A 12,740-nucleotide genomic window follows, 5' to 3' on the forward strand; every position below is an offset into this window, starting at 1 on the left:
GCCCTGAAGGTGGTCCGCACGGTGTTGACGTGCCCAAGTGATCCGATGACTATTCGTTCATGGCAGCGATCAACGGAACGGGCGACGACAGGATGCCGCGCACCGGGCTGGGCGGCGGCACGGTGGAGATCACCGCCCTCTCCTTCGGCGCGGCCGCCCTCGGCAACCTCTTCCGCACGGTGGAACCGGAGCGCGCCGCCGCCACCGTGGACGCCGCCTGGGACATCGGCATCCGCTCCTTCGACACCGCGCCGCACTACGGACTCGGACTCTCCGAACGCCGCCTCGGCGCGGCCCTGCGCCTCCGCCCCCGAGACGCCTACACGCTCTCCACCAAGGTCGGCCGCCTCCTCGACCCGCTGCCGCCCGGCGCCCGGACCGCCGGGCCCGACGGGCTCTCCGAGGGCTTCGCCGTACCCGCGACCCACCGCCGCCGCTGGGACTTCAGCGCCGCCGGGGTCCGCCGCAGCATCGAGGACAGCCTGGACCGCCTCGGCCTCGACCGCATCGACATCGCCTACCTCCACGACCCCGACGACCACGCCGAGGCCGCCTTCCGCGAGGGCTACCCGGAACTGGAGCGGCTGCGCGCCGAAGGCGTCGTCCGGGCGATCGGCGCCGGCATGAACCGGACCGCCATGCTCACCCGCTTCGTCCGGGACACCGACGTGGACGTCGTCCTGTGCGCCGGCCGGCACACCCTTCTCGACCAGTCGGCCCTCGACGATCTGCTGCCGGCCGCCGCCGCCCGCGGCCGGAGCGTCGTCGTCGGCGGGGTGTTCAACTCCGGACTCCTCGCCGACCCCCGCCCCGGCGCCACCTACGACTACACCACCGCCCCGCCCGACCTCCTGGACCGCGCCCTGCGGATCGAGGCAGTGACCGAGGCCCACGGCGTGCCGCTGCGCGCCGCCGCCCTGCACTACCCGTTCCGCCACCCCGCCGTCGCCGGGGTGCTCATCGGCGCCCGCACCCCGGACGAGGTCCACGACGCCGCCGTACAACTGGAACGGGAGATCCCGGACGCGCTCTGGGCCGATCTGCGCGAGCGGAGCCTGCTGCCCGGCGACGGCGACGCGGACGGAACCGACCACGGCCCCCGGCCATGAACCCGCCCCGTGTCGTGGACGCCCACCACCACGTCTGGGACCTCTCCGTACGCGACCAGGACTGGATCACCGGCGAGGCGCTGGCCCCGCTGCGCCGCGACTTCACGCTCGCCGACCTGGAGCCCGAGGCCCGCGCGGCCGGGGTGAGCGCCACCGTGCTCGTGCAGACCGTCACCGACGCCGCCGAGACGCCCGAGCTCCTCGCCCTCGCCGCCGGCGCCGAACTGGTCGCCGGGGTCGTCGGCTGGAGCGACCTCACCGCACCCGGCATCGCCGACACCCTGGCCGCCCTGCGCGAACTGCCCGGCGGCGACCGGCTCGCCGGACTGCGCCACCAGGTCCAGGGCGAACCCGACCCCGACTGGCTGACCCGCCCCGACGTACTGCGCGGCCTGACCGCCGCGGCCGACGCCGGACTCGTCTACGACCTGGTGGTCCTCCCGCACCAGCTCCCCGCCGCCGTCCGGGCCGCAGCCGCGCTCCCCGGCCTCGTGTTCGTCCTCGACCACGCCGGCAAACCCCCCGTCGCCACCGGCCGCACCCGGCCCTGGGCCGACGACCTGCGCGCCCTCGCCGCCCTCCCCAACACCGTCTGCAAACTCTCCGGACTCGTCACCGAGGCCGATCCGCACACCTGGACCCCCGACGACCTGCGCCCCTACGCCGACACCGTCCTCGACGCCTTCGGACCCGGCCGCCTCATGTTCGGCTCCGACTGGCCGGTGTGCCGGCTCGCCGCCACGTACACCGAAGTCCTGGACACCGCCCGCGCCCTGCTCCACGGCCTCTCGGACGACGAGCGGGCCGCCGTCCTCGCCACCACCGCCGAACGCGTCTACGGCCTCCGATAGGCGCCGCCGACCCGGCTGCGGCAGGCTGGAGCCATGCCCGAACTGCCGGAAGTCGAAGCCCTGCGGCTCTTCCTCGACGACCACCTGGTCGGCAAGGAGATCGACCGCGTCCTGCCGCTCGCCATCAGCGTCCTGAAGACGTACGACCCGCCGCTCACCGCCCTGCACGGCGGCACGGTCACCGACGTACGGCGGCACGGCAAGTTCCTCGACATCGGCGTCGGACCGCTCCACCTGGTCACCCACCTCGCACGGGCCGGCTGGCTCCGCTGGAACGACCGCTTCCCCGACACCCCGCCGCGCCCCGGCAAGGGCCCGCTCGCCCTGCGTACCGTCCTCACCGGCGGCGACGGCTTCGACCTGACCGAGGCCGGCACCACCAAACGCCTCGCCGTCCACCTCGTCCACGACCCCGCCGAAGTACCCGGCGTCGCCCGCCTCGGGCCCGACCCGCTCGGACCGGCCTTCGACCGGGACGCCTTCGCCGCACTCCTCGACGGGGAACGCCGCCAGATCAAGGGCGCCCTGCGCGACCAGTCGCTCATCGCCGGCATCGGCAACGCCTACAGCGACGAGATCCTGCACGTCGCCAGGATGTCGCCGTTCAAGCTCACCGCGAACCTCACCGACGAGGAGATCACCCGGCTCCACGACGCCCTGCGCACCACCCTGGAGGACGCCGTCGCCCGCTCCGGAGGCGTCGAGGCCGGCCGCCTCAAGGCCGAGAAGAAGAGCGCCATGCGGGTCCACGGACGCACCGGACAGCCCTGCCCGGTCTGCGGCGACACCATCCGCGAGGTCTCCTTCAGCGACTCCTCGCTCCAGTACTGCCCGACCTGCCAGACCGGCGGCAAACCGCTCGCCGACCGCCGGCTGTCCCGACTGCTCAAATAACGCCCCGCCCGCACGGCACCCGCCCGCCTCCTTCCACCACCGCCCGGACGGCCAGGCCCTACACTCCGGCCTCATGCTCCGCGTACTCGCCGTCGACGACGAAGAACCCGCACTGGAGGAACTGCTCTACCTCCTGCGCGCCGACCCCCGCATCCGCAGCGCCGAAGGAGCCACCGGGGCCACCGAGGCACTGCGCCGCATCGGCGGCGCCGTGGACGCCGGACCCGACGACCCCGCCGCCATCGACGTCGTCTTCCTCGACATCCACATGGCCGGCCTCACCGGCCTCGACGTCGCCCAGCTCCTCGCCGGCTTCGCATCCCCGCCGCTCATCGTCTTCGTCACCGCCCACGAGGGCTTCGCCGTGCACGCCTTCGACCTCAAGGCCGTGGACTACGTCCTCAAACCCGTACGCCGCGAACGCCTCGCCGAGGCCGTCCGCCGGGTCGCCGAACAGGTCGGGGAGCGCTCCGCCCCCGTCCACGACACCGCGCAGGACCAGATCCCCGTCGAGCTGGGCGGCGTCATCCGGTTCGTCCCGGTCGACGACATCGCCTACGCCGAGGCCCAGGGCGACTACGCCCGGCTGCACACCGCGACCGGCAGCCACCTCGTCCGCGTCCCCCTCACCACCCTGGAGGAGCGCTGGCGCAGCCGCGGCTTCGTCCGCATCCACCGCCGCCACCTCGTGGCCCTCGGACGCATCGACGAACTGCGCCTGGACGCGGGCAGCATGAGCGTGCGCATCGGCACCGCGGAACTCGCCGTCAGCCGCCGCCACACCCGCGCCCTGCGCGATCTGCTGATGCGGCGGACCGGCCGCTGACCAGCGGCGACCGCCCCCCGGAACCCCTTCCCAGCGGGGCCGGGTGCCGCCTACACTCCGGCCCCATGTCCGCAGAGCCCACACCCCGGCGCGAAGTGGTGACGGGGGAGCCCCGGCGGGTGCGCCCGCTGCCGCGCTACCGCACCCAGTCGGAGATCGACGAGCAGACCGCACTCGGCGGTGCCTACGTCCGCTCCCTGATGCGCGGGCAACTGCGGGCCGGGCTCACCGCCTTCGCCGTCCTCGCCGTCGTCGTGGGCACCCTGCCCCTCGTCTTCGAGGCCCTGCACAGCTCCGCCGTCGTCTGGGCGGTCCTCGGCTTCGCCGCCTACCCGCCGCTCACCCTGCTCGCCTGGTGGTACGTGCGCCGCGCCGAACGCAACGAGAGCGACTTCGCCCGGCTCGTGGAAGGCCGCTCCGCCCCGTGAGCCGCACGTACGCGGTGGCGGCCGTCGCCGTCGTCGTCCTGGCCACCGTCCTCGTCGGCGGGTTCGGGCTGCGGATCTCCCGCACCACCTCCGACTTCTACGTCGCCTCGCGCACCGTACGCCCCCGGCTCAACGCCGCCGCGATCAGCGGCGAATACCTCTCCGCCGCCTCCTTCCTCGGCATCGCCGGACTCGTGCTCGTCCACGGCCCCGACATGCTCTGGTACCCGGTCGGCTACACCGCCGGCTATCTGGTCCTGCTGGTCTTCGTCGCGGCCCCGCTGCGCCGCTCGGGGGCGTACACACTGCCCGACTTCGCCGAAGGCCGCCTGGAGTCCCTGCACGTACGCCGGCTCGTCAGCGTGCTCGTCGTCGGCGCCGGCTGGCTCTACCTCGTCCCCCAGCTCCAGGGCGCCGGCCTCACCCTCAAGATCCTTACCGGGGCGCCCGGCTGGCTCGGCGACGTGCTCGTGGCCTCCGTCGTCGTCCTCGCCGTCGCCGCCGGCGGCATGCGCTCCATCACCTTCGTCCAGGTCTTCCAGTACTGGCTCAAGCTGACCGCGCTCCTCGTCCCCGCGATCTTCCTGGTCCTGGCCTGGCAGGGCGACGGACAGCCCCGCATCACCTTCGACGAACACCTCTCCGCCTTCCGCGCCGACCACCCCCTGTACGCCACCTACGGCCTCATCGTCGCCACCTTCCTCGGCACCATGGGCCTGCCGCACGTCGTCGTCCGCTTCTACACCAGCCCCAACGGCCGCGACGCCCGCCGCACCACCGTCGCCGTCCTCGCCCTCATCGGCGTCTTCTACCTCCTGCCACCCGTCTACGGCGCGCTGGGCCGGCTGTACGCCCCCGAGCTGATCCACGGCGGCGACGCGGACGCCGCCGTCCTCCTGCTGCCCGGCCGGGTCATCGGCGGACTCGGCGGCGACCTGCTCGGGGCCCTCGTCGCCGGCGGCGCCTTCGCCGCGTTCCTGTCCACCGCATCCGGCCTCACCATGGCCGTCGCCGGGGTCATCACCCAGGACGTGCTCCCCTCGCGCGGCGTCCGGCACTTCCGGCTGGCCACCGTCCTCGCCATCTCCGTGCCCCTGGCCGGCTCCCTGCTGGTCAGCCGCGTCCCCGTCGCCGACTCCGTCGGCATGGCCTTCGCCGTCTCCGCCTCCTCCTTCTGCCCGCTCCTCGTCCTCGGCATCTGGTGGCGCGGGCTCACCCCGCCCGGAGCCGTCGCCGGACTCCTCCTCGGCGGCGGCTCCGCACTGCTGTCCGTCGCCATCACCTTCAGCGGCGCCGTCCGCCCGCCCGGCTGGCCGCACGCCCTGCTCGCCTGGCCCGCCGTCTGGTCCGTGCCGGTCGGCTTCCTCGCGATGATCCTGGTCTCGCTCGCCACCCCGAACCGGATACCCGCCGGCACCAACGCCGCCATGACCCGCTACCACCTGCCCGAAACGCTCACCTCCGGGAGGCACCGGTGACCGGTGCCGGAATCGCCGCCGTCCTCGTCCTCGCCACGCTGCTCCTCGGCGGCGCCTTCCTGCTCGGCCGCCGCACCGCCCCGCCGCCGCGCACCAGCGACGTCGGCACGCCCGTCGAGCACGCCACCTTCGAGACCCTGCACACCGCGTCCCTGGCCGCGCCCCCGCTGCGCGCCGGACTCACCGAGGACAGCGCCCGCCGGTCGGCCCGCCGGCTGCGCTCCCTGCTCGGCACCGACGCGCTGTGCCTCACCGACCGCGACGGGGTCCTCGTGTGGGACGGCGAGGGCGAGCACCACGGACGGCACATCATGGAGCAGGTCGCCGGGGTCCTGGAGACGGGCCGCGACACCGCCTTCCGCAGCGGCTGCGACGACGTGGACTGCCCGCTGAACTGGGCCGTCGCCGTCCCCCTCACCGTCGACAACCGGGTCCTGGGCACCCTCGTCGCCTACGCCTCCCGCGAATCGGCCGTCCTGGCCCGAGCGGCCGGCGAGGTCGCCCGCTGGGTCTGCGTCCAGCTCGAACTCGCCGAACTCGACCGCTCACGCACCCGGCTCATCGAGGCCGAGATCAGGGCCCTGCGCGCCCAGATCTCCCCGCACTTCATCTTCAACTCGCTGGCCGCCATCGCCTCCTTCGTCCGCACCGACCCGGAGAAGGCCCGCGAACTGCTCCTGGAGTTCGCCGACTTCACGCGCTACTCGTTCCGCAGCCACGGCGACTTCACCACCCTCGCCGACGAACTGCACTCCATCGACCAGTACCTCGCCCTGGTCCGTGCCCGCTTCGGCGACCGGCTCTCCGTCACCCTCCAGGTCGCCCCCGAGGTCCTGCCCGTCGCCCTGCCCTTCCTGTGCCTCCAGCCCCTCGTCGAGAACGCCGTCAAACACGGCCTCGAAGGCGCCGTCACTTCCAGCCGCATCACCATCAGCGCCCTGGACGCCGGCTCCGAGGCCGAGGTCGTCATCGAGGACGACGGCACCGGCATGGACCCCCAGCGGCTGCGGCACATCCTGCGCGGCGAGGGCGGGCGCTCCACCGGCATCGGCCTGCTGAACGTCGACGAACGGCTCCGCCAGGTGTACGGGGACGACTACGGGCTCGTCATCGAGACGGGCATCGGCGCCGGCATGCGGATCACCGTACGGCTACCCAAGTACCGCGCCGGGGTCCACGGCACCTGAGCACCGGAGGCCCGGACCACCCGGCCGCGCCCCCTCAGTACAGGTGCACCGCCAGATGCCCCAGCGGAAGGCCCAGCTGCCAGGCCGGCGTCCACACCTGCGCGCCCTCCTCGGCCTCCCCGTCCGGACCGTCCGCCGCCTCCCAGGGCAGCGGGCCGATCGCCTCCAGGTCGGCGGCCAGCAGCTCCGTCTCCTCCAGCCACCGCCACGCCGACCGCGCCAGCGCCACGTCCGCGTCCGTCGCGCCCGCGACCGGTGCGCCGAGCCGGTCGCACACCCAGGGGCGCCACGGAGCCCCGTGCGCGGTGAGCAGCCGCAGCTCGTCCACCCGGGCCGCCGGCAGCGCCCCGGCCACCGCACCGTCCAGCAGGAAGATGGTCAGCGCCAGCGCGTCCCGGCCCGCCCGGTACTCCAGCGTCGCCGGCTCCATCAGATCGCCGGTGCGCAGCAACTCGTCGGCGAGGTACTCCGCGTACATCCAGGCCATCGGTACCGGCAGCTCGTCCGCGCCGGACCCCTCATGACGTTCCGGAGGCATCCCGTATCGCCTCATTCCCTCGTTCTCGGGACCGTACGGCCGGCAGGCTCCCGGCCGGTTCCCCACGCAGCATTGAACCGGGGGAGCGCGCCCCGCGTGGCCAGAAGGGAAGTATCCGCCGCGCCCGATGCGTCACACACTCGGGTACGCACCGCCCTGCCGGAGTAGCCGGGCAGGCGGCGGGAGAGGAGCCGGAGCGCGTAGTGCGACCGCGACTTGACCGTGCCCGCCGGAATCCCCAGCACCTCGGCGGTCTCGCCCACGCTCAGCCCCCGGAAGTAGATCTGCACCAGCACCGACCGGTGCTCCGGGCTCAGGGCGCGCACCGCCTCGCGCACATCGAGCGCCGCGACCGCGGACTCCGCGGTGTCCGAACCCGCCGGGGCGCACTCCAGGACCACATCGCTGACCTCGGCGGGCCGGGCCAGCCGGGAGCGCCGGGCGTCGATCGCCAGGCGGCGCGCCACGGTGAACAGCCAGGGCCGCATCGACTCGTACGGGCCGTCGAACGCCTCCGGGTGCTGCCAGGCCCGTACGAGCGTCTCCTGGAGCAGGTCCTCGGCGCGCTGCCGGTCGCCGAAGGTCAGCCCGAGGAGGAAGTGGAACACGGCGGGTCCGTGATCACGCTGGAGCTCCGCGAGCGCCCGCTCATCGGTCGTCGTCGTGGTCATGGTGAACGCCCTTCCCGCCAGGTCCTGCCGCCTCGTTGCCGACCTGGCGTATACGAGCGCATTCAGGCCACGAGGAACAGGACGAGGGCGGTGCCGTGCGACGAACGGTCGCACCGAGCGGCGAGTGGTGCGGTGAACGGTCGGGCACCTCCGGCGAGCGGACGGGCACCTCCGGAGGGCGGCTACGGCACCACGGTGACCGGCCAGCGGCCCGCCTTCACCAGGCGGACGGCCACCGAACCGATGAAGCGGTGCCCCGCCGACTCCGAGGCGCCCACCACGACGGCGTCCGCCTTCAGCTCGTCGGCCGCGGTCACCAGACCGTTGTACGGGTCACCGCGGAAGGTGTGGAACTCCCAGCGGACGTCCCATATGTCCTTCAGCCGCTCGGTCGCCGCCCGGATCTCGCTCACCAGCCCCTCGGCGACCTCCACCGTCGCATCGCCGACCGGGGCCCCGAGCGCGGCACCCGCCGCCAGGACCGGCTGGACGTACACCAGCGCCAGCCTGGCCCGCTGACGCCGGGCGAGACCGGCCGCGTACGCCGCCGCGCGCATCGAGGACTCGGAGCCGTCGATGCCCGCGACGATCACCTTCGGCCCGTCCGTGCCGCGTTCGAACCGGTGGGAGTGCTGATCCGTCACACCGGCGAGGCTATCGGCCCGCCCCCGCGCGACGCGGCGCGGGTCAGCGGGTCTCCACCAGGCGGGCGAAGACCACGACGTTCCCGTCGTAGCCGCCGGCCTTGGTGTAGCCGCCGCCGCAGGTGATGACCCGCAGCTCCGGCTGCCCGGTGTCGCCGTACACCCGGGCGCCGGGGAAGTCGTTCTTGGCGAAGACCTCGACGCCGTACACCTCGAAGACCGCCACCCGGTCGTCGCTGCGCTCGATCTCGACGCGGTCGCCCTTGTTCAGCGAGCCGAGCCCGTAGAAGACGGCGGGCCCCGCCTTGTTGTCCACATGGCCGACGACGACGGCGGTGCCGGCCTGTCCGGGCGCGATGCCGTTCTGGTACCAGCCGGCCAGATTGGGGTCCTCGGGCGGCGGGGTCTCGATCCAGCCGTCCGGGTCGAGGTTCACATCGATGACCGGCGCGTCGACCTGGATGGCGGGGACGACCACCCGGTCGACGGGGGCGTACGGGAGGGGCTTGAGGGCCGGGTTCGCCACCGGCGCGGCCGGGGCGTCCTTCTGGTGGCCCACCGAGGCGGCGGCCACGGGCTGCGGCGGGCCGGGGGAGAGGTCGGCCCCGTTGCGCATCAGCGCGAGGCCGGTGAGCATCGCCAGGGCGAGCGCGCCCCAGGGCGAGTGCCTGATCCGTTCCGGTCGCCAGTTGTCCCGGCCCATGGTTCTCCCTTCGTCGCGACGAGCAGAACGCTAGGCGTGGTGCGACCGGGCGGCGATCAGAGAAGGGCGAACGGGTGGCGGCGGTCCACCCGGATGCTTATCGGAGTAGCGCGCGGACAAAACTTCTGACGGCCCGTGACCTGCGCCTCCGTCAGCTGTACGGTCCCGTGCACGGCGTGTCGGATCACCGGTGTGGAGCAGCGCCGAAATGCGGTGGATCAAGGTTCTGGTGAGGGTTCGTCATGGGAGGCGTTCTCGTCGATCCATCCCGGCGCACCGAGCACCGGGGCGCTTCCCGGTGGAGGTTCGAACGATGCGTGCTACACGCGCTCTCGTCGTCGCCGCGGCGGCCGTCGCGGCGCTCGGCATCGGCAGCCCGATGGCGGCCGCCGGTGGGGACGTCGGGAACAACCAGAACAACGGCAACACCCAGAACAACGGCACCAACCAGAACAACCAGAACAACTGGAACGACCGCGACGGCTGGAACAACGGCAACAACAACGGCAACGGGAACGGCGACAACAACGGCAACAACAACGGGAACGGCAACAACAACGGGCGGAACAACGGCCCGAACAACGTGACCGTGGACCCCGAGCGCGTGCACCAGGGCGCGGCCATGCAGGTCAGCGCCGAGGGCTGCGGCCGGGGCGGCAGCGTCTCGTCCAACGCGTTCCGCACCACCCGGCTCTCCGCCGGCCGGGTCGGCCACGCCCGGGTCCGCGTCTTCGACGACGCGACGCCCGGCACGTACAACCTGACGGTCCGCTGCGACGGCACCGACCGGACGGCCGGCCACCGCTTCACCGTGCTCGACAGCCGCGGCGCCCAGGGCGGGCTCGGCGGTTCCATGGCCGCCACCCCGGCGGAGATGGGCGTCGGCGCCGGCCTCGTCGCCTCGGCGGCCCTCGGCGGAGGCATGTACTTCATGCGCCGCCGGAAGGCGGGCCATGGGGCGGCCTGACCGCGAGGACGCCCCCGCCGGACCGATAACCGAAGTCGCCCCGAGTCCTGTGCCAGGACTCGGGGCGACTCTCGTGGGCCGCACGCGCCGCACCGGTCAGTGCGAGCGGCTCTCCCTGCGGCGGCGCGCGAAGAACACGACACCGGCTCCGGCGGCCACGGCGAGCGCGGTGCCCGCCACGATCTCACCGGAGTTCATGCTGTCGATGCTGCCGCCGAGACCGCCCTGCACCCCGGCCGGCGAGGCCGAGGCGGCCGCCGTGCTGGTCGAGCTGGTGGTGGGCGAGCCCGTGGCCGCGCCGATGGTGAGGTTCACCTTGGCCGTGGAGCTGGGCGAGGTGTTGCAGATGAACGTCACCTCGTAGGCGGCGCCCGGCTTGGCGTCCCAGTCGACGGTGGCCTGGCTGCTGCCGTTCATCGGAATGGTGACGGTGTCGAACACCCCCGAGGACGCCGTGGCCGTCGTGGAGCACCCCCGCGCCGCGAGGGTGACCTTGCCGCCGGGCGCGACCGCGGACGGCGTGACGGTGTATCCGTTCCCGCCGCCCGAGGGGCCGCCCGCCACCGCGGCGTACGCGGTCGCGGCCGGGGCTGCCAGGGCGAGCGCCGCCGCGCCGAGCAGAGCGACGGGGGCGACACGTATTGCGCGCATGGTGAATCCTCCGGGTCCCCGAGGAGCAGCTGCGGAACGGATTTCCACAAAGTGTCAGAAATGCACCTCGAACGCCGCCCACGCTAGAAGTGGTGCATTTCGCCCGCGATCGCAGTCCGGCGAATGGGGCACCGCTGTCCCTCGTGCGGCGCACCCCGCCGGACGGCCGCGTCCGCTATCCGCCCGCGGCCCCGGGGAAGAGGTCGAGGAAGGGCGCGGCCGTCGCCGAGAAGCCCCGTCCGAAGGGTGAGTCGAAGTCCCAGATCAGGAAGAGGAGGAAGGCGATCAGCACACTGAAGAGGCCGGCCAGCAGCAGTTCACGGAAGGTGCGCCTGATCTGCAGCGTGAAGATCAGGCCCACGGTCACCACCGCGCCGATGATCAGCCCGAACCACACCACCCCCGGCATCGTCGCCCCGGCGCTCTGCCCGCGCGCGCTGCGGGCGTCGTCCGCGGCGGCCACCTGGTCGACCAGCGGCTGGTACGCCTGCCCCTCGTGGTCCGTCCGCGGCTGGTAGTCCGTGACGTCCGCGCGCACCTTGGCCAGCAGTTCCGCGCCCCGGTCGCTGAGCGTCCCGTCCTCGGTCATGGTCCGCCACTCGTCGTGCACCACGAAGGTCACGTACGTGTCCACGTCGGCCCGGATGCGGTCCCGCACCTCCGCCGGATAGACGGACGAGCGCGCGCTGACCTCGTGCAGCGCCTGCGCCTCCTGGCGTACGTACTCCTGGGCGGCGCCGCGGCCCTCCCAGACGCCCGCGATGGCGAGCCCCAGCACGATCGCGTAGATCACCCCGATCATCATCGTCATGTACTCGATGACGTCGGGGGTCTCCGAAGGATCGTCGTTGTCCGGGAGTCTGCGGTTGCTGAGGACGGCGATGGTGAGGACGACGGCGGTCGCCGCGACCAGGGCGAGGGCGAGAACTAGCCATTCCGACATGAGCGTCTCCGGGGTTCATCGGGAACGGGGCCGCAGCACGGCGACGGCGAATACGGCGGGAGCGGTGATCAGCAGGGTGCTGGTGACCAGGGAGGTGTGGCGCGTCGGCTTCCGGTGCGCCGGCGGGCGGTACGAGGGAAGCGCCACGCGGACCGAGGGCGAGGGCCGCACGGACGGCGGGGGCGTGGTGGAGGGCTTCGGCGCCGGCACGGGCTCCGGCTCCGGCCTCGGCGCGGGCGGCGCCGGGGGCGTCGGGGCCGGGGGAGCCGGGGAGGGCGGGGGCGGCGGTGCCGGCGCGGGCCTGTGCACGGGAGGCGGCGGGGGCGGCGTCGGCTTCGGCGGCGGCGGAGAGGGCTCCGGTGTCGGGGTCGGGGTGGGCGTCGGGGTCGGCGACGGCGGGGGAGTGTGCGGCGGCGGCGGAGAGTGCGTATGGGTGTGCGTGGGCGTGGGGTGCGGGGTCGGGAAGCAGTCGTGGTCACCGCTGACGACCACGTACCGGCCGCCCTCGCCGTCATCGACGTACGCGTATGCGCAGCTGTCGGCGATCGCCGGGGTGGGCGCGGTCAGCAGCCAGGTGAGCGCGAGGGCCGCGGCCAACCGCCAGATGAGTGATCCGTACACGACCGGGAGCATGTTCCGGGCCGCGCGGCGACACGCCGTGGCTCCTCCGGATTCGCCCGATGGAGGGGATTGGATGCGCAGGAGGTTTGGAACGGTCGGGAATGGTGTCGATGCGCCTCGAAGGGCTGCTTCCTGAGAATGGCCGATTATCGACCATCTTGCAGGGAACGACTTCGACGCGAGTCTCGTCGGAGCCGGGCATTCCGCGATGCGGTGCGGCGCCGGAGCC

Annotated in this window: 14 protein-coding genes and 1 pseudogene; 8 read left to right on the forward strand and 7 right to left on the reverse strand. The window is 73.3% G+C overall.

Going from position 1 to position 12,740, the window contains the following annotated elements; genetic code table 11:
- Positions 1 to 59: 59 nt before the first annotated feature.
- The 7 genes from OG710_RS27990 to OG710_RS28020 all read left to right on the forward strand — a co-directional run bounded on the left by OG710_RS27990 (position 60) and on the right by OG710_RS28020 (position 6,773).
- Positions 60 to 1,109, forward strand: a complete 1,050-nt coding sequence (locus OG710_RS27990) for an aldo/keto reductase (protein ID WP_330241818.1) — start codon at positions 60 to 62, stop codon at positions 1,107 to 1,109.
- Positions 1,106 to 1,960 (forward strand): amidohydrolase family protein, encoded by an 855-nt coding sequence (locus OG710_RS27995; RefSeq protein ID WP_330241819.1) that lies wholly within the window; start codon positions 1,106 to 1,108, stop codon positions 1,958 to 1,960. Before OG710_RS27990 ends, OG710_RS27995 begins: the two co-directional genes overlap by 4 nt.
- Before the next feature lie 33 nt (positions 1,961 to 1,993).
- Positions 1,994 to 2,854 carry an Fpg/Nei family DNA glycosylase gene (locus OG710_RS28000; RefSeq protein ID WP_330241820.1) on the forward strand — a complete coding sequence of 287 codons (861 nt, stop codon included), beginning with the start codon at positions 1,994 to 1,996 and terminating at the stop codon, positions 2,852 to 2,854.
- Positions 2,855 to 2,927: 73 nt separating this feature from the next.
- The gene (locus tag OG710_RS28005) at positions 2,928 to 3,680 is read left to right on the forward strand and encodes a LytR/AlgR family response regulator transcription factor (RefSeq protein ID WP_330241821.1); all 753 of its coding nucleotides are present in this window, start codon (positions 2,928 to 2,930) and stop codon (positions 3,678 to 3,680) included.
- A gap of 65 nt (positions 3,681 to 3,745) precedes the next feature.
- Positions 3,746 to 4,108, forward strand: a complete 363-nt coding sequence (locus tag OG710_RS28010; protein WP_330241822.1) for a hypothetical protein — start codon at positions 3,746 to 3,748, stop codon at positions 4,106 to 4,108.
- Positions 4,105 to 5,586: a sodium/solute symporter gene (locus OG710_RS28015; RefSeq protein WP_330241823.1), complete on the forward strand. Its 1,482-nt coding sequence runs from the start codon at positions 4,105 to 4,107 to the stop codon at positions 5,584 to 5,586. The genes OG710_RS28010 and OG710_RS28015 overlap by 4 nt, the downstream gene beginning before the upstream one ends.
- A complete protein-coding gene (locus tag OG710_RS28020) occupies positions 5,583 to 6,773 on the forward strand; it encodes a sensor histidine kinase (RefSeq protein WP_330241824.1) in 1,191 nt (396 codons plus the stop codon). Before OG710_RS28015 ends, OG710_RS28020 begins: the two co-directional genes overlap by 4 nt.
- 34 nt (positions 6,774 to 6,807) lie before the next feature.
- On the opposite strand, the gene OG710_RS28025 is transcribed toward OG710_RS28020, so the two are convergent.
- The 4 genes and pseudogenes from OG710_RS28025 to OG710_RS28040 all read right to left on the reverse strand — a co-directional run bounded on the left by OG710_RS28025 (position 6,808) and on the right by OG710_RS28040 (position 9,329).
- Positions 6,808 to 7,311 (reverse strand): hypothetical protein, encoded by a 504-nt coding sequence (locus tag OG710_RS28025; protein ID WP_330241825.1) that lies wholly within the window; start codon positions 7,309 to 7,311, stop codon positions 6,808 to 6,810.
- Between the two features lie 107 nt (positions 7,312 to 7,418).
- Positions 7,419 to 7,982 (reverse strand): annotated as a pseudogene (locus OG710_RS28030) (sigma-70 family RNA polymerase sigma factor); the annotation flags it as partial.
- A gap of 182 nt (positions 7,983 to 8,164) precedes the next feature.
- Entirely contained in the window at positions 8,165 to 8,626 is a 462-nt protein-coding gene (locus OG710_RS28035; RefSeq protein WP_330241827.1) for a universal stress protein, read from the reverse strand.
- Between the two features lie 43 nt (positions 8,627 to 8,669).
- Positions 8,670 to 9,329 (reverse strand): class F sortase, encoded by a 660-nt coding sequence (locus OG710_RS28040; RefSeq protein WP_330241828.1) that lies wholly within the window; start codon positions 9,327 to 9,329, stop codon positions 8,670 to 8,672.
- Positions 9,330 to 9,642: 313 nt separating this feature from the next.
- On the opposite strand from OG710_RS28040, the gene OG710_RS28045 reads away from it, so the two are divergent.
- Complete coding sequence (locus OG710_RS28045) at positions 9,643 to 10,296, forward strand: hypothetical protein (protein ID WP_330241829.1); 654 nt, start codon at positions 9,643 to 9,645, stop codon at positions 10,294 to 10,296.
- A 96-nt stretch (positions 10,297 to 10,392) separates the two neighbouring features.
- Here the strand turns inward: OG710_RS28045 and OG710_RS28050 are convergent, their stop codons facing one another.
- From OG710_RS28050 to OG710_RS28060, 3 genes are all read right to left on the reverse strand, one after another.
- Positions 10,393 to 10,947, reverse strand: coding sequence for a hypothetical protein (locus tag OG710_RS28050; protein WP_330241830.1), 555 nt, complete (start codon positions 10,945 to 10,947; stop codon positions 10,393 to 10,395).
- A gap of 175 nt (positions 10,948 to 11,122) precedes the next feature.
- The gene (locus OG710_RS28055) at positions 11,123 to 11,890 is read right to left on the reverse strand and encodes a bestrophin-like domain (RefSeq protein ID WP_330241831.1); all 768 of its coding nucleotides are present in this window, start codon (positions 11,888 to 11,890) and stop codon (positions 11,123 to 11,125) included.
- Between the two features lie 15 nt (positions 11,891 to 11,905).
- Complete coding sequence (locus tag OG710_RS28060; RefSeq protein WP_330241832.1) at positions 11,906 to 12,511, reverse strand: hypothetical protein; 606 nt, start codon at positions 12,509 to 12,511, stop codon at positions 11,906 to 11,908.
- Positions 12,512 to 12,740 lie beyond the last annotated feature (229 nt).

Origin of the sequence: Streptomyces sp. NBC_00525, assembly GCF_036346595.1 — a bacterium.
GTDB lineage: Bacteria > Actinomycetota > Actinomycetes > Streptomycetales > Streptomycetaceae > Streptomyces.

Excerpts from the sequence above, each read along its gene's own strand:
- OG710_RS27990 (WP_330241818.1), top strand. The coding sequence starts at position 60 with ATGGCAGCGATCAACGGAACGGGCGACGACAGGATGCCGCGCACCGGG.
- OG710_RS27995 (WP_330241819.1), top strand. The coding sequence starts at position 1,106 with ATGAACCCGCCCCGTGTCGTGGACGCCCACCACCACGTCTGGGACCTC.
- OG710_RS28000 (WP_330241820.1), top strand. The coding sequence starts at position 1,994 with ATGCCCGAACTGCCGGAAGTCGAAGCCCTGCGGCTCTTCCTCGACGAC.
- OG710_RS28005 (WP_330241821.1), top strand. The coding sequence starts at position 2,928 with ATGCTCCGCGTACTCGCCGTCGACGACGAAGAACCCGCACTGGAGGAA.
- OG710_RS28010 (WP_330241822.1), top strand. The coding sequence starts at position 3,746 with ATGTCCGCAGAGCCCACACCCCGGCGCGAAGTGGTGACGGGGGAGCCC.
- OG710_RS28025 (WP_330241825.1), bottom strand. The coding sequence starts at position 7,311 with ATGCCTCCGGAACGTCATGAGGGGTCCGGCGCGGACGAGCTGCCGGTA.
- OG710_RS28040 (WP_330241828.1), bottom strand. The coding sequence starts at position 9,329 with ATGGGCCGGGACAACTGGCGACCGGAACGGATCAGGCACTCGCCCTGG.
- OG710_RS28045 (WP_330241829.1), top strand. The coding sequence starts at position 9,643 with ATGCGTGCTACACGCGCTCTCGTCGTCGCCGCGGCGGCCGTCGCGGCG.
- OG710_RS28050 (WP_330241830.1), bottom strand. The coding sequence starts at position 10,947 with ATGCGCGCAATACGTGTCGCCCCCGTCGCTCTGCTCGGCGCGGCGGCG.
- OG710_RS28055 (WP_330241831.1), bottom strand. The coding sequence starts at position 11,890 with ATGTCGGAATGGCTAGTTCTCGCCCTCGCCCTGGTCGCGGCGACCGCC.